The organism is Microvirga sp. 3-52 (assembly GCF_018383585.1).
GTDB lineage: Bacteria > Pseudomonadota > Alphaproteobacteria > Rhizobiales > Beijerinckiaceae > Microvirga.
Genome location: NZ_JAHAMK010000002.1, coordinates 38,856 through 55,971, shown reverse-complemented (window position 1 = coordinate 55,971; position 17,116 = coordinate 38,856). Strand labels below are relative to the sequence as shown.

The following is a 17,116-nucleotide window of genomic DNA, read 5'->3' as shown; positions in this document are numbered from 1 at the left end:
AGAAGAGTGTATGGCCGTTCGTAAGCTCGCGCCTGAAGACATGCAGCCCGAGAACTTCGTTCTCTCTCCCGAGACCGAGGCTTTCGCGGACAAGGAAATCGCCAAGTATCCGCCTGGTCGACAGGCTTCAGCTGTGATCGCTCTTCTGGGCAAGGCTCAGGAGCAGGCCGGCGGCTGGCTGCCGCGCAAGGCCATCGAGGCGGTTGCGGCCAGGCTTGAGATGCCGGTGATCCGCGTGATGGAGGTGGCGACCTTCTACACGATGTTCAACCTTGAACCGGTCGGAAAATATTTCATCCAGTTCTGCGGCACCACGCCCTGCGTGCTGCGAGGCGCGGGCGATATCAAGAAGGTCCTGGAGCGCCGCATCGGTGACCAAAACCATGTGACGGCGGACGGAACCTTCTCCTGGCTCGAGGTGGAGTGTCTGGGCGCCTGCTCCAATGCGCCGATGGTCCAGATCAACGACGACTATTACGAGGATCTGACGACCGAGAACTTCGAGAAGCTGCTCGACGACCTTGCCAGCGGTCGTCCCGTGAAGGCCGGATCCCAGATTGGCCGTAATCGGTCCGAGCCCTTCGAGGCCGTCAACACTCTTCAGGATCCTGCCTTGTACGACGGTTCGGTGGTGGGTGCTTGGCGGAAACGCTTCGAGGAGCAGGCGAAAGTCGCCGAGACTGGAGAGACCGCCGCTGCCATGGCCAGTGTTCCGCAGGAGGCCAGGGCTGCAAAGCCTGGAGCCGGGCGCGCCATCGAGAGCGATGCTGCCGACACCCCGGCCAAGCGCGCCAAGGAAGGCGAGACGCCGATCAATCCGGCCGATCGCAAGGAGGCTGCCGATCCGTCGACGGCCACCAAGGGTCAATCGCATACGGAAGCCGAGCCGAGACCTGCTCCACAGAGCGGCAAATCCTACGTGGCGACGCCAACGAAGGAAGGCGAAGCCACACCTGCCAACCCGACGACACCGGTTGCCGGCACACCGCCTTCGCAAGCCGAGACCCGTCGTGACGGCAGCGAGAGCAAGCCGGGCGTGGTCGTCGACAAAGACAACAAGTCGTCCTGATGGAGTGATCGGGAATGCTTCAGGACAAAGATCGTATCTTCACCAACCTCTACGGCTTCCATTCGCCGGACCTCAAGGCCGCGAAGATGCGCGGTGCCTGGGACGGGACGAAGTTCCTGCTCGAGCAGGGCCGCGACTGGATCGTCAACGAGATGAAGGCGTCGGGCCTGCGCGGCCGAGGCGGCGCAGGCTTCCCCACGGGCCTGAAATGGTCCTTCATGCCCAAGCAGTCGGACGGCCGTCCGCACTTTCTGGTCGTGAATGCGGACGAGTCGGAACCCGGCACCTGTAAAGACCGCGAAATCATGCGGAACGATCCGCATCTTCTCGTCGAGGGCTGCCTCATCGCGTCGTTCGCCATGGGGGCTCACGCAGCCTACATCTACATCCGCGGCGAGTACGTGGCCGAGCGCTACGCGCTTCAGCGGGCGGTGGACGAAGCTTATGAGGCCAAGCTCATCGGCAAGGACAACATCCACGGCTATCCCTTCGACCTCTACGTCCACCACGGCGCAGGCGCCTATATCTGCGGTGAAGAGACGGCTCTCATCGAGAGCATGGAAGGCAAGAAGGGCATGCCGCGTCTGAAGCCGCCGTTCCCGGCCAATATGGGCCTCTATGGCTGCCCGACCACCGTGAACAACGTCGAGTCGATTGCCGTTGCCGGCACGATCCTGCGCCGCGGGGCGTCCTGGTTCTCCAGCATCGGCCGTCCGAACAACGTCGGCACCAAGCTCTTCTGCGTGTCGGGCCACGTGAACAAGCCCTGCAATGTGGAAGAGGCTATGGGCCTCACTTTCCGGGAACTGATCGACCGCCATTGTGGTGGTATCCGCGGCGGCTGGGACAACCTGCTCGGCGTCATCCCCGGCGGTTCGTCTGTGCCGATTGTTCCGGCCGAGCAGATCGCCGATGCCTACATGGATTTCGACACCCTGCGGAATCTCAAGTCCGGTCTCGGCACTGCCGCCGTGATCGTCATGGACAAGTCCACCGACATCGTTCGCGCGATTGCCCGCATCTCGTACTTCTACAAGCATGAGAGCTGTGGCCAGTGCACGCCTTGCCGTGAGGGCACGGGCTGGATGTGGCGCGTGCTGACCCGCATGGCCGAAGGCCGCGCCCAGAAACGCGAGATCGACATGCTGCTCGAAGTTTCGACCCAGATCGAAGGCCACACCATCTGCGCGCTCGGCGACGCGGCGGCTTGGCCGGTTCAGGGTCTGATCCGCCACTTCCGTCATGAGATTGAGAAGCGGATCGACGACTACGCGGCTAACCCGCATTCCGAATCCGTCCTGATTGCGGCGGAGTGAGATTGAAGATGGCGAAAATCATCGTTGATGGCGTCGAGGTCGACGTTCCCGCGGAATACACCCTGCTCCAGGCCGCCGAGGCCGCGGGAGCGGAGATCCCGCGCTTCTGCTACCATGAGCGGCTTTCGATCGCCGGTAACTGCCGCATGTGCCTCGTGGAGGTAAAGGGTGCGCCGAAGCCGGTCGCATCCTGCGCCTGGGGCGTGCGCGACTGCCGTCCCGGTCCGAATGGTGAGCCGCCGGAGATCTCGACCAAGTCGCCGACGGTGAAGAAGGCACGTGAAGGGGTGATGGAGTTCCTCCTCATCAACCACCCGCTCGACTGCCCCATCTGTGACCAGGGCGGTCAATGCGACCTGCAGGACCAAGCCATGGCCTACGGCGTCGACACCAGCCGCTATCACGAGAACAAGCGCGCAGTGACCGACAAGTATCTCGGCCCGCTCGTGCGCACCTCCATGAACCGATGCATCCACTGCACCCGCTGCGTGCGTTTCTCCGCCGAAGTGGCTGGCGTGCCGGATCTCGGCGCCCTATGGCGCGGCGAGGACATGGAGATCACGAGCTATCTCGAGCGAGCCCTCGGCTCGGAGCTGCAGGCGAACGTTGCCGACCTCTGTCCGGTCGGCGCGCTCACCCACAAGCCTGAGTCGTTCCATTATCGTCCCTGGGAGCTCACCAAGACCGATTCCGTCGACGTGATGGACGCGGTCGGCTCCTCGATCCGTGTCGATTCCCGTGGCCGGGAGGTCATGCGCATCCTGCCGCGCGTGAACGAGGCGTTGAACGAGGAGTGGATCACCGACAAGACCCGCCAGATTGTGGATGGCTTGCGCCTCCAGCGTCTCGACCGCCCCTTCGTGCGGGAGAACGGCCGCCTGCGTCCGGCTTCCTGGCAGGAAGCCTTCGCCACGATTGCTAACCGCGTGAAGGGTACAGATCCCAAGCGTATCGGCGCCATCGTGGGCGATCTTGCCGCCGTCGAGGAGATGTATGCCCTGAAGCTCCTCATGGAGAGCCTCGGCGTTACCAACATCGACGCCCGCCAAGATGGAACCGTGCTGTCGCCGGCTTATGGCCGAGGCTCCTATCTCTTCAACACAACCATTTCCGGTATCGAGGACGCGGACGCGATCCTGATCGTGGGTTCGAACCCGCGCATTGAGGCTTCGCTCGTCAATGTGCGCATCCGCAAGCGCTGGCGCATGGCTCCGCCGCCGATCGCGATGATCGGTGAGCATGCGGATCTGACCTATCCCTACGACTACCTCGGCGCCGGTCCTGAGACGCTGGCCGAGCTGGTTGGGGGCCGTCACAGCTTCATCGAAAAGCTTCGTGGTGCCGAGCGCCCGCTGATCATCGTGGGGCAGGGCGCCCTCTCTCGTTCGGATGGTCTGGCGGTCCTCTCTGCCCTCGCGCAGCTCGCCCGCGATGTGGGCGCCGTCAAGGACGGCTGGAACGGCTTCTCTATCCTGCACACCGCCGCTTCCCGCGTCGGTGCGCTCGATCTCGGCCTCGTGCCGGGCGAGTGGGGCCTGAACGCTCAGACCATGGCACAGGGCAACGTGGACGTGCTGTTCAACCTCGGGGCGGACGAGATCGACATCGCTCCCGGCGCCTTCGTGATCTACCAGGGAACCCATGGTGACCGTGGCGCTCATCGCGCCGACGTGATCCTGCCAGCCGCGACCTATACGGAGAAGTCCGGTACTTACGTGAATACGGAAGGACGGGTGCAAATCGCCAACCGTGCAGCCTTCGCTCCGGGCGAGGCCCGCGAGGACTGGGCCATCCTGCGCGCTCTCTCCGACGTTCTGGGTCAACGGCTGCCCTTCGACTCGTTGAATGCTCTTCGGGCGAAGCTCTATACGCATTATCCGCACTTTGCGGCCATCGACACGGTCCAGCCGGCCGATGGGTTTGCCGCCGTCCAGGCGCTCGCCGGCATCGGCGGCACTCCCGGTCGCGAGCCGTTCGTGAGCCCGGTGAAAGACTTCTATCTGACGAACCCGATTGCCCGCGCCTCCGGCGTCATGGCCGAGTGCTCCGCGCTCGCCCGTGAGCTGAAGCTCGAGGCGGCTGAGTAAGAGGAACGGATCATGGAATTTGGGGATATTCTCCTCGCAGTCGCGATCATGCTGGGCAAGAGCCTGCTCATGCTGGTGGCACTGCTCATCTTCATCGCCTACGCGCTTTATGCCGACCGCAAGGTCTGGGCTGCGGTTCAGCTGCGCCGTGGTCCGAACGTGGTCGGTCCCTGGGGGCTGTTCCAGTCATTTGCCGACTTGCTGAAGTTCGTGCTGAAGGAGCCGGTGATCCCGGCTCCCGCCAACAAGGGCATGTTCCTGCTCGCTCCGCTGTTGATGTGCACCCTGTCGCTGGCGGCCTGGGCGGTCATCCCGCTGAACGCCGGCTGGGCCATCGCCGACATCAATGTAGGTATTCTCTACATCTTCGCGATCTCATCGCTCGGCGTTTACGGGGTCATCATGGGCGGCTGGGCCTCGAACTCGAAGTACCCGTTTCTCGGTGCACTCCGCTCCGCGGCGCAGATGGTGTCGTACGAGGTCTCCATCGGCTTCGTCATCGTGACCGTGCTCATGTGTGCGGGAACGCTCAATCTCTCGGAGATCGTTGAATCGCAGAACACTCGCCTCGGTATCCTGGGCTGGTACTGGCTGCCGCTCTTCCCGATGTTCGTGGTCTTCTTCATCTCTGCCATGGCAGAGACGAACCGCCCGCCCTTCGACCTGCCCGAAGCGGAATCGGAGCTGGTCGCCGGCTACATGGTGGAATATTCCTCCACGCCGTACCTGCTCTTCATGCTCGGCGAGTACGTGGCGATTATGACCATGTGCGCACTCGGCACGATCCTGTTCCTCGGCGGCTGGCTGTCTCCGATCCCGTTCGCTCCCTTCACCTGGGTGCCGGGTGTGATCTGGTTCGTCCTGAAGGCGAGCTTCCTCTTCATCCTCATCGCCATGGTGAAAGCCCTGGTGCCACGCTACCGCTACGATCAGCTCATGCGCCTCGGCTGGAAGGTCTTCCTGCCGCTTTCCCTGGCCATGGTGATCATCGTGGCAGCTGTCCTGATGGCGACCGGCAATGCGCCGGGCGTCCGCTAAAGGAGATCGGCCATGCAGCTCGACCGCATTGCCCAATCCCTCCTGCTGAAGGAGTTCATCTCAGGCTTCATCCTGACGGTGAAGTACTTCTTCAAGCCGAAGGCGACCCTCAACTATCCCTTCGAGATGGGCCATCGCGGGCCTCGCTTCCGCGGTGAGCACGCTCTGCGTCGCTACCCCAACGGGGAAGAGCGCTGCATCGCCTGCAAGCTCTGCGAGGCCATCTGCCCTGCGCAGGCCATCACCATCGAAGCTGGTCCGCGCCGCAATGACGGCACCCGCCGCACGACGCGCTACGACATCGACATGGTGAAGTGCATCTATTGCGGCATGTGCCAGGAGGCTTGCCCGGTGGACGCCATCGTGGAAGGCCCGAACTTCGAGTTCTCCGTGGAGACCCGCGAGGAGCTCTATTACGACAAGGCCAAGCTTCTTGATAACGGTGAGCGTTGGGAGCGGGAAATCGCGCGCAACATCGCGAAGTCCGCGCCTTACCGATAGGAGCGCCTTTTGCCCGGTAAGGGCAGGGGGGAAGGAGATCCGGCGGGTTGTGCCCCTCGGATTCGGATTTTATAGACAGGCCGTCGGATTCTCCGGGGCCACGTCGGAAGGGGCCGCCTTGGGCGGCTTGAGTTGAACATGACGGTTACCGCCGCCTTCTTCTACCTGTTCGCGACGATCACGATCGCGTCCGGATTCATGGTGATTGCCTCCCGCAATCCCGTGCAGTCGGTGCTCTTTCTGATCCTGGCCTTCGTCAACGCGGCGGGCCTGTTCCTGATGATGGGAGCCGAGTTCCTGGCGATGATCCTGGTCATCGTCTATGTGGGCGCCGTCGCGGTGCTCTTCCTCTTCGTCGTGATGATGCTCGACGTCGACTTCGCCGCGCTTCGCCAGGGCTTCCTGCAATACCTGCCCATCGGCGGACTGATCGGCGTGATCTTCCTGCTCGAACTGATCCTGGTTGTCGGTGCCTATGCCATTGATCCCGGCCTTGTGCGCTCGCCGGCGGTTCCAATCCCAGCGCCCGACGTCATGACCAACACCGAGGCGCTCGGCCAGGTTCTCTACACCCGCTACTTCTACTTCTTCCAGGCAGCGGGTTTGATCCTTCTGGTGGCCATGATCGGCGCGATCGTACTGACGTTGCGTGAGCGCGTGGGTGTGCGGCGCCAGGATATTTCCAAGCAGAACGCCCGGACGCAGGAAACCGCCGTCGAAGTGCGGAAGGTTCCCTTCCGCCAGGGTATCTAAGGAGGGCACGCAATGGTTATCGGACTGGGCCATTATCTCACCGTCGCCGCCGTGCTCTTCACGCTCGGGGTATTCGGAATCTTCATCAACCGGAAGAACGTCATCGTCATCCTGATGTCCATCGAGCTGATCCTGCTCGCCGTGAACATCAACATGGTTGCCTTCTCGACCCATCTGAACGACATCGTCGGCCAGATCTTCGCCATGCTGATCCTCACGGTCGCGGCAGCGGAGGCGGCCATCGGCCTTGCCATTCTGGTGGTCTTCTTCCGCAACCGCGGCTCCATCGCGGTCGAAGACGTCAACATGATGAGGGGCTAGGCCCAAACGGACCGGCGAAGTAAACCAACATGTATCACGCAATCGTCTTCCTGCCGCTCGTCGGCTTCCTCATCGCAGGCATGTTCGGACGCGTCCTTGGCGCCCGGCCGAGCGAGATCATCACCACGGCCCTTCTCTTCGTGGCGGCCGTCCTGTCCTGGGTGTCCTTCATCCAGGTCGGCTTCGGCGACGGGGCCACCCGTGTTCAGGTCGCTCAATGGATGTCGGTCGGCGATCTCCAGGTCGATTGGGCCTTCCGGATCGACACCCTGACCGCCATGATGCTGGTGGTGGTCAACACCGTGTCGGCGCTCGTGCACCTCTATTCCATCGGTTACATGCACGAGGATCCGCACCGTCCGCGCTTCTTCGCCTATCTGTCGCTCTTCACGTTCACCATGCTCATGCTGGTGACGGCGGACAACCTCGTCCAGATGTTCTTCGGCTGGGAAGGCGTTGGTCTCGCGAGCTACCTGCTCATCGGCTTCTGGTATCAGAAGGACTCGGCCAACGCGGCTGCCATGAAGGCCTTCATTGTCAACCGTGTCGGCGATTTCGGTTTCCTGCTCGGCATTTTCACCGTCTTCGTTCTGTTCAACGGCGTCACCTTCGACCAGATTTTCCCGCGCGTCGGCGAATTCGCAAATGCCCGGTTCAACTTCCTCGGGATCGAGTGGCATGCCCTGACCATCGCCTGCCTGCTGCTCTTCATGGGCGCGATGGGCAAGTCGGCGCAGTTCCTGCTGCACACTTGGCTTCCGGACGCCATGGAAGGCCCGACCCCAGTTTCCGCCCTCATCCATGCCGCCACCATGGTGACCGCCGGCGTGTTCATGGTCGCCCGTCTGTCGCCGATCTTCGAGTATGCTCCGGCTGCCCTCACGGTCGTGACCGTCATCGGCGGCATCACGGCCTTCTTCGCCGCGACCATCGGTCTGGTTCAGAACGACATCAAGCGCGTGATCGCTTATTCGACCTGCTCGCAGCTCGGCTACATGTTCGTCGGTTTGGGCGTCGGCGCCTACGGCGCGGGTGTCTTTCACCTGTTCACGCACGCCTTCTTCAAGGCGCTGCTGTTCTTAGGGGCCGGCTCGGTCATCCATGCGATGCACCATGAGCAGGATATGCGCCACATGGGCGCCCTACGCCGCTACATCCCGCTGACCACGGCGATGATGGCCATCGGCACGCTGGCGCTTACCGGCTTTCCATTCACTGCCGGCTACTACTCGAAGGATGCGATCATCGAGGCAGCTTACGCGGCTCATTCCTCGGCCGGCTCTTTCGCCTTCCTTGCCACGGTCGTCGCAGCCTTCATGACCTCATTCTACTCCTGGCGCCTGTTCTTCCTCACTTTCGAGGGGACCGCTCGCTGGGGTCATAGCCATCATGATCACCAAGCCCATGCTCCGCATGACCATGAGGGTGTGGAGCATGACGATCACAGCCGTGACGTCGAGGCGGCCCATCATGCCCAGCATGAACACGGTCACCACGGAGCTCACACGCCCCATGAGAGCCCGCTCGTGATGCTGCTGCCGCTCATCGTGCTCGCCATCGGCGCAGTTATAGCCGGTGTGGTGTTTCACGGAGCCTTTATCGGCGAAGGCTATCAGGAGTTCTGGAAGGGGGCTCTGTTCACTCGTCCGGAGAACCACATCCTGGAAGAGATTCATCATCTCCCTGGCTGGGTGCCGCTCCTGCCGACCCTGATGATGATCCTGGGCTTCCTGCTGGCTGTCTACATGTACATCATCGACGCCAAGCAGCCGGCGAAGCTCGCTGCCGATCACCCGATCCTGTACCGCTTCCTCCTGAACAAGTGGTACTTCGACGAACTGTACGACGCGATCTTCGTGCGGCCCGCCATGGCCATCGGGCGCTTCTTCTGGCGTACGGGTGACCAGCGCATCATCGATGGGCTCGGACCCGACGGCATCTCCGCTCGTGTGCTCGATGTGACGCGGGGCGTGGTGCGGGTTCAGACCGGGTACGTCTACCACTACGCCTTCGCCATGCTGATCGGCGTTGCGGCTCTCGTGACCTTCTATCTCTTCAGGGGAGCCCACTAATGCTCGGCTTCGGCATTCTCTCCGGCCTTCTCATCCTGCCACTCGTCGGGGCGGCCTTCATCCTGACCCTGCGGGGCGACAGCGAGGCCGCTCGTTCGAACGCCCGCTGGGCCGCCCTTGCCACGACGATCGCGACCTTCCTGCTTTCACTCGTGGCCTGGGCGCGCTTCGACGTATCATCGGCTTCGTTCCAGCTCGTAGAAAGCCATGTCTGGCTGACCGATACCATCCGGTTCAAGCTCGGCGTCGACGGCTTCTCGATGCCGCTCATCCTGCTCACAACGTTCCTGATGCCGTTCTGCATCCTGGCCTCGTGGGAATCCATCGAAAGCCGGGTCAAGGAATACTTCGTCGCCTTCCTCGTCCTCGAGACGACGATGATCGGCGTGTTCTGCGCCCTCGACCTCGTACTGTTCTATCTGTTCTTCGAGGCGGGCCTCATTCCGATGTTCCTCATCATCGGCATCTGGGGCGGCAAGCGGCGCATCTATGCGAGCTTCAAGTTCTTCCTCTACACGCTCCTTGGCTCCGTTCTGATGCTTCTGGCCATTATGGCCATGTACTGGACCGCCGGCACGACCGACATTCCGACACTGCTCGCCTATAAGTTCGCGCCGAACCTGCAGATCTGGCTCTGGCTTGCATTCTTCGCCTCGTTCGCCGTGAAGATGCCCATGTGGCCGGTCCATACCTGGCTCCCAGATGCGCACGTGGAGGCGCCGACGGCCGGCTCCGTGATCCTGGCTGGCGTTCTCCTGAAGATGGGCGGCTACGGCTTCATCCGAGTGTCGCTTCCCATGTTCCCGGACGCCTCGCTCTATTTCGCCCCGCTGGTCTACGCTCTCTCCGTCATCGCGATCATCTACACCTCGCTGGTTGCCCTGATGCAGGAGGACATCAAGAAGCTCATCGCCTATTCGTCGGTGGCGCATATGGGCTTCGTCACCATGGGCCTGTTCAGCATGAACGAGCAGGGCATCCAGGGCGCCATGTTCACCATGATCTCCCACGGCCTCGTCTCGGGCGCGCTCTTCCTGTCCGTTGGCGTGATCTACGACCGGATGCACACCCGCGAGATCAAGGCCTATGGCGGCTTGGTGAACCGGATGCCGCTCTATGCCGTGGTCTTCCTCATCCTGACGATGGCGAACGTGGCTCTGCCGGGCACCTCGGGCTTCATCGGCGAGTTCCTGACTTTGATGGGTGCATTCCGCTCCAACACCTGGGTGGCGTTTCTCGCCACGAGCGGCGTGATCCTTTCGGCCGCCTATGCGCTCTGGCTCTACCGCCGCGTGGTCTACGGACCGCTCGACAAGCCCGCCCTCCAGGGCATCACGGATCTGAATCGTCGCGAGATCATCACCTTCGCGCCGCTCATCCTGCTCATCATCTATTACGGCGTGCAGCCCGGTCCCATTCTGGATGCCTTCGCGGCGCCTACGGATGCGCTCATGAACAGCGTCCAGGCCGCTCTCGCTACCGTGAAAACGGCCGCTGTCGCGGCACACTGAGGTTCCGATGAATTCCGCCCTCACCATTCCCGCTTTCGGTCCGATGCTGCCAGAGATCCTCATGGCAGCGGGAGTTCTTGCCCTGGTCCTGTTCGGCGCTTTTCGCGGCGAACGTCCAGGCTACGGCATGAGCATCATTGCCCTCGCGCTTCTTGCCGTCACCTTCGTTGCGGTGCTGATGCTCCCGTCCGAGCGGGTCGAAACCATGGGCGGCTCCTTCGTGGTCGATGGTTTCGCCAAGTTCATGAAGGCGCTGACGCTCCTCGGCTCCGCTGGCGGCATCATCCTGTCCCTGGACTACATGCGCCGCGAAGGGATCTACCGTTTCGAATACCCGATCCTGATCGTGCTCTCGACCATCGGCATGATGATGGTGATTTCGGCAAATGACCTGATCGCTCTCTACCTCGGCTTGGAGCTGCTCAGCCTGTCTTCCTACGTGATCGCGGCCTTTGACCGTGACAATGTGCGCTCGACCGAGGCCGGTCTGAAGTACTTTGTTCTGGGTGCGCTCTCCTCCGGCATGCTGCTCTACGGCGCATCCCTGGTCTATGGGTTCACCGGCAGCGTGTCCTTCCCGGTCATTGCCACGGTTCTTCAAGGCGATGTCGGCATCGGGGCCATCGTCGGCCTCGTCTTCATCGCTGCCGGCATCGCGTTCAAGATTTCAGCCGTGCCTTTCCACATGTGGACGCCAGATGTGTATGAGGGATCGCCAACGCCTGTGACGGCTTTCTTCGCTGCCGCCCCCAAGATGGCCGGCATGGCGATGGCCACTCGCGTGTTCATTGATGCCTTCCCGGGCATCCTGGTGCAGTGGCAGCAGATCATCGTCTTCATCTCGATTGCCTCGATGGCGCTCGGCTCATTCGCCGCCATTGGCCAGCGCAACCTGAAGCGCCTGATGGCCTATTCCTCCATCGGCAACGTGGGCTATGCGCTGATTGGTCTCGCCGCCGGCACCCCGGATGGCGTCCAGGGCGTTGCCATCTACATGGCAATCTACCTCGCCATGACACTCGGTACTTTCGCGATCATCCTCGCCATGCGTCGCGGCAACGTCATGTTCGAGTCGATCGACGATCTTTCCGGCCTCTCGCGCACCCATCCTGCCTTGGCGTTCTGCCTGGCCATGATGATGTTCTCGCTAGCCGGCATTCCGCCGCTTGCCGGCTTCTTTGCGAAATTCTACGTCTTCGCCGCTGCAATCCAGGCAAACCTCGTGACCCTCGCGGTGATCGGTGTCGTAACCAGCGTGATCGGCGCCTATTACTACCTGCGCATCGTCAAGGTCATGTACTTCGATGAACCGGTCGAGCGGTTCGAGCGCATGTCACCCGGCGTGACCTTCGTTCTCATGGTGTCGAGTGCTGTGGTGCTGCTGTTCTGGTTGGTGCCCGCTCCGATCGTCAACGCAGCGGGCGCCGCCGCACGCTCGTTGTTCTGATCGTGAATCTGTCGCCTGAGACCGAGGCCGCGGGTTATCGGCTTCTCTCGCTTGAGGCGACGAACTCGACGAACGACGACGCTCTCCAGGCCGCTCGGTCCGGCGATCCGGGACAACTCTGGATCACAGCGGCCGAGCAGCTTGCGGGGCGGGGGCGGCATGGCCGGCAATGGTCGTCGCCCCTCGGTAACCTCTACGCGACTCTGCTCTTGATCGATCCATGCGATATGCCGTCTGCGCCGCAACTCGGCTTCGTGGCCGGGCTCGCATTGCATGAGGCGGTCGAGGCGGTCACAGGGATCGGCGCGCCACGTCTTTCTCTGAAGTGGCCGAATGACCTCCTTCTCGATGGCGCCAAGGTGTCCGGCCTCCTACTGGAGGGGCATCGCCTTCAGCCTGCCGGACCGTTGGCCATCGTCATCGGCTTCGGGGTGAATGTGGCTTTCTCGCCGACAGGTACCCCTTACCCTGCTACGGCATTGCGTGCAGTCAAGCATAGCCTCGGCAGGGACCAAGTGTTCCGTGCCCTTTCCTCCGCTTTCGCCCGAGTGTTCTCGGCTTGGCGGATGTCGTCCCGGATGAATGCGTCAGATCCATTCGGAGCGATCCGGCGGCTTTGGCTCGAACGAGCGGCGGGAATCGGGCAGGAGGTGACCCTTCGCCTGCCTTCCGGCGAGAAGGCGGGTATCTTCGAGGGGCTGGACCGTTTCGGGCGCCTGCAGCTGAAAAGCGGCGATGACGTGGAACTCATCGATGCCGGCGACCTTTATTTTCCCAATTTGCTGCACGATATAGCCAAGCCTGACGCTGGCTCGAAAAGGTCTTGAATTTAATGGCTTCGCACCAGGATGAATTGGTCTTTCTTTCCCTTGGAGGGCTCGGCGAAATCGGGATGAACGCTGCTCTTTACGGCTTCGGGCCGGAGGAGAACCGGCAGTGGATCCTGGTCGATTGCGGGATGGGTTTCGGCGGTGAGGAGAACCTGCCTGGCATCGACGTCGTCTATCCGGATTTGCGCTTCATCGAGGAAGAACGCCACAACCTGCTGGGCATCTTCATCACCCATGCCCACGAGGACCATATTGGCGCCCTCGTCGAGATGTGGCCGCGCCTTAACGCCCCGGTCTATGCCACGAAATTCGCCATCGGCCTTCTGGAAACGCGTCGCCTGTCCGAGGCCGGTGCTCCGAAGGTCGATCTCAGGGAGATCGTGCCAGGTCAGCGCCTGAAGATCGGTCCCTTCGATATCGAGTATGTGCCGGTCGCGCACTCAATCCCGGAATCCAATGCGCTCGCGATCCGCACGCCTCACGGTCTCGTGGTGCATACGGGTGACTGGAAGCTCGACAATACGCCCTATCTCGGCAGTCTGACATCGGAGGAGGCTTTCCGTGCCTTGGGCGACGAGGGGGTGCTTGCCCTCATCTGCGATTCTACCAACGTGGTCCGCGAAGGTACGAGCCCCAGCGAGTCGGATGTCTCCAGGAATCTGGCGCAGTTGATCAAGGATGCGCCGCACCGCGTGGCGGTCACCACCTTCGCCTCCAATGTTGCCCGAATCCGTTCGGTTGCGGAAGCGGCCCGCGAGTGCGGTCGCGAGGTGGTCGTCGTCGGTCGTGCCATGGATCGGGTCGTCGATGTGGCAAAGGAATGCGGTTACCTCGAAGGGCTGCCCGAATTCCGCTCCACGGACAACTTCGGCTATATCCCTCGCGATAAGATCGTTGCCATCCTGACGGGCTCACAGGGCGAGCCCCGAGCGGCTCTTGCCCGTATCGCTCAGGACGAGCACCCTAATATCGCTCTCTCCGCCGGAGATCGGGTGATCTTTTCATCGCGTGCCATCCCTGGGAACGAGAAAGGTGTGGGCTCGATCATCAACAGCCTGATCGAGCAGGGCATTGAGGTCATCACAGACCGCACTGAGCTGGTTCACGTGTCCGGTCATCCTCGTAGGGGCGAATTGGCGCAGATGTACCAGTGGACGCGGCCGCGCATCGCCATTCCCGCTCACGGGGAACCGTTGCATTTGAGCGAGCATGCCAAGTTTGCGAGAGCTCAGGGTGTACAGGAGGTCGTTCGAGCGAAGAACGGAACCCTCGTGCGCCTTTCGCCCGGTCCTGCCGAAATCGTCGACAATGTTCCGACCGGCCGTCTCTATCGCGACGGCAACATTGTCATCGGTGCCGGCGAGCGGGCTCTGCCGGAGCGCCGCAAGCTTGCTTTCGCCGGGATCGTAACCGTTGCGATAGCGATCGACGATCGGGGAGAACTCGTCGGCGATCCTGTGATCGATGTGATGGGCCTCCCGGACCGGAACCGGCAGGGGCGGGACCTGACGGACATCATTGCTGACACCGTGGCCGATCTCCTGGATGGCCTGTCCAAAGCCAAGCGACGGGATCCTGAGGCGGTCGAGAACGCGGTTCACCGCGCCGTCCGCGCAGCTGTGAATCAGGAATGGGGCAAGAAGCCCGCCTGCCACGTGCTCGTCATTGAGGCGTAAGGTCAGGAAGGGAGAAATTGTCGATGATCGGACGTCTCAACCATGTGGCCATTGTGGTGCGCGATATCGCAGCCGCCTCGGAAATCTACCGTAACACCCTGGGAGCCGAGGTCTCGGCACCTCAGGCGCTGGAAGAACATGGCGTCACGGTCGTCTTCATCACCCTGCCCAATACCAAGATCGAACTCCTTGAACCCCTCGGCGGAGAATCGCCGATCGCCCGGTTTCTGGAGAAGAATCCCGACGGCGGGATACATCATGTGTGCTACGAGGTAGACGATATCGTCGAATCGCGGAATCGGCTTGTGAGTTCCGGGGCGAGGGTGCTTGGCTCCGGCGAGCCTAAGACCGGGGCCCATGGAAAGCCCGTGCTTTTCCTCCATCCTAAGGACTTCAACGGCGCGCTCATAGAACTTGAGCAAGCCTGAGGACAAGCTGTTGATAAGCTTTGTAAAAACCCTTGCGGGATCGCTCTGGTCCACGATTGCCGTCGTCGCGGCCGTGTCAGGCACCGCCATCACTGTCGCCGTCAATGCTTTTGGCCTGCGGGTGAGCGGAGGCTTGGCTCTTTATTTCGTGATCTGGTGGATCCTGCTCTTTGCCGTCCTCCCCTTCGGCGTCCGCAGCCAAGTGGAAAGCGGAGATGTCGTCCAAGGAAGCGAGCCCGGAGCCCCGGCGCTTCCGGCACTGCGAGAAAAGGCGATCTGGACGACGTTTGTCGCGTCCGTCGTTCTCATAGTGGTCGCGGCGGTTTTTCCTCTGGCCGGCCTTTGATCGAAAGAAGAGCGGAGGGCTTAAAAAAGAAAAGCAAGGCTTTCGCCTTGCCTAAACTGCCTTTTGGCAATTTTTGATCCCTGGCTTTCTAAGACCAGCGCCTCAGGGCGCTTGGGGACCTTGTTCCTCCCGAAACTCGGACCGTAGCCTCTGACCTTTGAAGGTCTAAGACGTTAGGGTTTTGTTTATAGTCACCTTGCCCAGCGGTGTCACCTTTTGTAGGCACTTTCTGATGCATTTTTTGGCATTTCTTGTATTGATCTTTGGTCTAATCCGTCTCGCCGCAGGCCCGACCGGTCGATGACAGCTTGTCTTTTGCCTGGGGCCTGTGTTGTGTGCTGGAAGCGAGTCGCTACCTTTCCCTGTTCTGATCGAGACCCAAAGGCGTCCCATGCGTTTGAGCCGCTACTTCCTCCCCATTCTCCGTGAGACGCCGAAAGAGGCGGAGATCGTCTCTCACCGTCTGATGTTGCGCGCCGGCATGATCCGCCAGGAAGCCGCTGGAATTTATGCCTGGCTGCCGCTTGGGTTGAAGGTGCTGAACAAGGTCAATGCCATCGTCCGCGAGGAGCAGAACCGCTCCGGCGCCATCGAGCTTCTCATGCCGACGATCCAATCGGCCGACCTGTGGCGGGAATCGGGCCGGTACGATGCCTACGGCAAGGAGATGTTGCGCATCCAGGACCGGCACGAGCGCGATATGCTCTTCGGCCCGACCAACGAGGAAATGGTCACGGAGATCTTCCGGGGCTATGTGCGCTCCTACAAGGATCTGCCGCTGAACCTGTATCACATCCAGTGGAAGTTCCGCGACGAGGTGCGTCCGCGCTTCGGTGTCATGCGCTCGCGCGAGTTCCTGATGAAGGATGCCTATTCCTTCGATCTGGATCAGGCGGGCGCCGTGCATTCTTATAACAAGATGTTCGTGGCATACCTTCGGACCTTCGCCAGGATGGGGTTGAAGGCGATCCCGATGCGCGCCGACACTGGCCCCATCGGAGGAAATCTGAGCCACGAATTCATCATCCTGGCCTCGACGGGCGAGAGCGAGGTTTTCTGCCATGCGGATTACCTGAACTTCGAGATTCCATCGGCCGACACGAATTTTGATGATATTCCCGGTCTCCAGAGCACTGTCGACAAGTGGACGTCGCTCTATGCGGCGACATCCGAAATGCACGACGCTGCGGCTTTCCACGCGGTTTCGGAGGACAAGAAGATGTCTGCCCGCGGCATCGAGGTCGGCCACATCTTCTATTTCGGCACCAAGTATTCCGAGCCAATGGGTGCGAAGGTCATGGGTCCCGACGGGCAGGAGAGGCCGGTCCATATGGGCTCCTACGGCATCGGCCCGAGCCGCCTGATTGCCGCAATCATCGAGGCCAGCCATGACGAGAATGGCATCATCTGGCCGGAAGCAGTTGCTCCCTTCGACGTGGCGATCCTGAATTTGAAACCCGGTGACGCGGCGACCGATGCCGCCTCGGAGCGTCTTTACCGCGAGTTGGGCGCTGCTGGGCGCGACGTGCTTTACGATGATCGGGACGAGCGTCCGGGAGGCAAGTTCGCGACCGCGGATCTCATCGGAGTTCCGTGGCAGGTTCTGATCGGGCCGAAGGGCCTTGCCGAGGGCAAGGTGGAGCTGAAGCACCGCTCCACTGGAGAGCGTGAACATCTCGCGCTCGAGGACGTGATCGCCCGCCTCACAATGCATAAATAAG

At 61.7% G+C, this 17,116-nt stretch carries 15 protein-coding genes; all 15 read left to right on the top strand.

What is annotated here, in order from left to right:
- Positions 1-10: 10 nt before the first annotated feature.
- Positions 11-1,069, top strand: a complete 1,059-nt coding sequence (nuoE, locus tag KHP60_RS02220) for an NADH-quinone oxidoreductase subunit NuoE (protein WP_213561943.1) — start codon at positions 11-13, stop codon at positions 1,067-1,069.
- 14 nt (positions 1,070-1,083) lie between these two features.
- Positions 1,084-2,385 carry an NADH-quinone oxidoreductase subunit NuoF gene (gene nuoF, locus KHP60_RS02215; protein ID WP_213561942.1) on the top strand — a complete coding sequence of 434 codons (1,302 nt, stop codon included), beginning with the start codon at positions 1,084-1,086 and terminating at the stop codon, positions 2,383-2,385.
- A gap of 8 nt (positions 2,386-2,393) precedes the next feature.
- The gene (gene nuoG / locus KHP60_RS02210; RefSeq protein WP_213561941.1) at positions 2,394-4,472 is read left to right on the top strand and encodes an NADH-quinone oxidoreductase subunit NuoG; all 2,079 of its coding nucleotides are present in this window, start codon (positions 2,394-2,396) and stop codon (positions 4,470-4,472) included.
- A 12-nt stretch (positions 4,473-4,484) separates the two neighbouring features.
- Positions 4,485-5,510: an NADH-quinone oxidoreductase subunit NuoH gene (nuoH, locus tag KHP60_RS02205; RefSeq protein WP_213561940.1), complete on the top strand. Its 1,026-nt coding sequence runs from the start codon at positions 4,485-4,487 to the stop codon at positions 5,508-5,510.
- Positions 5,511-5,522: 12 nt separating this feature from the next.
- Positions 5,523-6,011 carry an NADH-quinone oxidoreductase subunit NuoI gene (gene nuoI / locus KHP60_RS02200; RefSeq protein WP_213561939.1) on the top strand — a complete coding sequence of 163 codons (489 nt, stop codon included), beginning with the start codon at positions 5,523-5,525 and terminating at the stop codon, positions 6,009-6,011.
- Positions 6,012-6,149: 138 nt separating this feature from the next.
- The gene (locus KHP60_RS02195) at positions 6,150-6,764 is read left to right on the top strand and encodes an NADH-quinone oxidoreductase subunit J (protein WP_213561938.1); all 615 of its coding nucleotides are present in this window, start codon (positions 6,150-6,152) and stop codon (positions 6,762-6,764) included.
- 12 nt (positions 6,765-6,776) lie between these two features.
- Positions 6,777-7,085, top strand: coding sequence for an NADH-quinone oxidoreductase subunit NuoK (gene nuoK, locus KHP60_RS02190; RefSeq protein WP_027316571.1), 309 nt, complete (start codon positions 6,777-6,779; stop codon positions 7,083-7,085).
- 29 nt (positions 7,086-7,114) lie between these two features.
- Positions 7,115-9,157 carry an NADH-quinone oxidoreductase subunit L gene (gene nuoL, locus KHP60_RS02185; RefSeq protein ID WP_213561937.1) on the top strand — a complete coding sequence of 681 codons (2,043 nt, stop codon included), beginning with the start codon at positions 7,115-7,117 and terminating at the stop codon, positions 9,155-9,157.
- Positions 9,157-10,668 carry an NADH-quinone oxidoreductase subunit M gene (locus KHP60_RS02180; RefSeq protein ID WP_213561936.1) on the top strand — a complete coding sequence of 504 codons (1,512 nt, stop codon included), beginning with the start codon at positions 9,157-9,159 and terminating at the stop codon, positions 10,666-10,668. The genes nuoL and KHP60_RS02180 overlap by 1 nt, the downstream gene beginning before the upstream one ends.
- 7 nt (positions 10,669-10,675) lie before the next feature.
- Entirely contained in the window at positions 10,676-12,115 is a 1,440-nt protein-coding gene (nuoN, locus tag KHP60_RS02175) for an NADH-quinone oxidoreductase subunit NuoN (protein ID WP_213561935.1), read from the top strand.
- A 2-nt stretch (positions 12,116-12,117) separates the two neighbouring features.
- Positions 12,118-12,942: a biotin--[acetyl-CoA-carboxylase] ligase gene (locus tag KHP60_RS02170; protein WP_311924545.1), complete on the top strand. Its 825-nt coding sequence runs from the start codon at positions 12,118-12,120 to the stop codon at positions 12,940-12,942.
- Positions 12,943-12,947: 5 nt separating this feature from the next.
- Positions 12,948-14,621 (top strand): ribonuclease J, encoded by a 1,674-nt coding sequence (locus tag KHP60_RS02165; RefSeq protein WP_213561934.1) that lies wholly within the window; start codon positions 12,948-12,950, stop codon positions 14,619-14,621.
- 23 nt (positions 14,622-14,644) lie between these two features.
- The gene (mce, locus tag KHP60_RS02160; protein ID WP_213561933.1) at positions 14,645-15,049 is read left to right on the top strand and encodes a methylmalonyl-CoA epimerase; all 405 of its coding nucleotides are present in this window, start codon (positions 14,645-14,647) and stop codon (positions 15,047-15,049) included.
- Positions 15,050-15,059: 10 nt separating this feature from the next.
- On the top strand, positions 15,060-15,395 hold the full coding sequence (locus KHP60_RS02155) for a DUF1467 family protein (RefSeq protein ID WP_249688443.1): 336 nt from the start codon (positions 15,060-15,062) through the stop codon (positions 15,393-15,395).
- A gap of 391 nt (positions 15,396-15,786) precedes the next feature.
- Positions 15,787-17,115 carry a proline--tRNA ligase gene (gene proS / locus KHP60_RS02150; protein ID WP_213561932.1) on the top strand — a complete coding sequence of 443 codons (1,329 nt, stop codon included), beginning with the start codon at positions 15,787-15,789 and terminating at the stop codon, positions 17,113-17,115.
- Position 17,116 lies beyond the last annotated feature (1 nt).

Excerpts from the sequence above, each read along its gene's own strand:
- nuoH (WP_213561940.1), top strand. The coding sequence starts at position 4,485 with ATGGAATTTGGGGATATTCTCCTCGCAGTCGCGATCATGCTGGGCAAG.
- nuoG (WP_213561941.1), top strand. The coding sequence starts at position 2,394 with ATGGCGAAAATCATCGTTGATGGCGTCGAGGTCGACGTTCCCGCGGAA.
- nuoI (WP_213561939.1), top strand. The coding sequence starts at position 5,523 with ATGCAGCTCGACCGCATTGCCCAATCCCTCCTGCTGAAGGAGTTCATC.
- nuoK (WP_027316571.1), top strand. The coding sequence starts at position 6,777 with ATGGTTATCGGACTGGGCCATTATCTCACCGTCGCCGCCGTGCTCTTC.
- nuoF (WP_213561942.1), top strand. The coding sequence starts at position 1,084 with ATGCTTCAGGACAAAGATCGTATCTTCACCAACCTCTACGGCTTCCAT.
- mce (WP_213561933.1), top strand. The coding sequence starts at position 14,645 with ATGATCGGACGTCTCAACCATGTGGCCATTGTGGTGCGCGATATCGCA.
- nuoL (WP_213561937.1), top strand. The coding sequence starts at position 7,115 with ATGTATCACGCAATCGTCTTCCTGCCGCTCGTCGGCTTCCTCATCGCA.
- nuoN (WP_213561935.1), top strand. The coding sequence starts at position 10,676 with ATGAATTCCGCCCTCACCATTCCCGCTTTCGGTCCGATGCTGCCAGAG.
- KHP60_RS02180 (WP_213561936.1), top strand. The coding sequence starts at position 9,157 with ATGCTCGGCTTCGGCATTCTCTCCGGCCTTCTCATCCTGCCACTCGTC.
- KHP60_RS02165 (WP_213561934.1), top strand. The coding sequence starts at position 12,948 with ATGGCTTCGCACCAGGATGAATTGGTCTTTCTTTCCCTTGGAGGGCTC.
- proS (WP_213561932.1), top strand. The coding sequence starts at position 15,787 with ATGCGTTTGAGCCGCTACTTCCTCCCCATTCTCCGTGAGACGCCGAAA.
- KHP60_RS02195 (WP_213561938.1), top strand. The coding sequence starts at position 6,150 with ATGACGGTTACCGCCGCCTTCTTCTACCTGTTCGCGACGATCACGATC.
- nuoE (WP_213561943.1), top strand. The coding sequence starts at position 11 with ATGGCCGTTCGTAAGCTCGCGCCTGAAGACATGCAGCCCGAGAACTTC.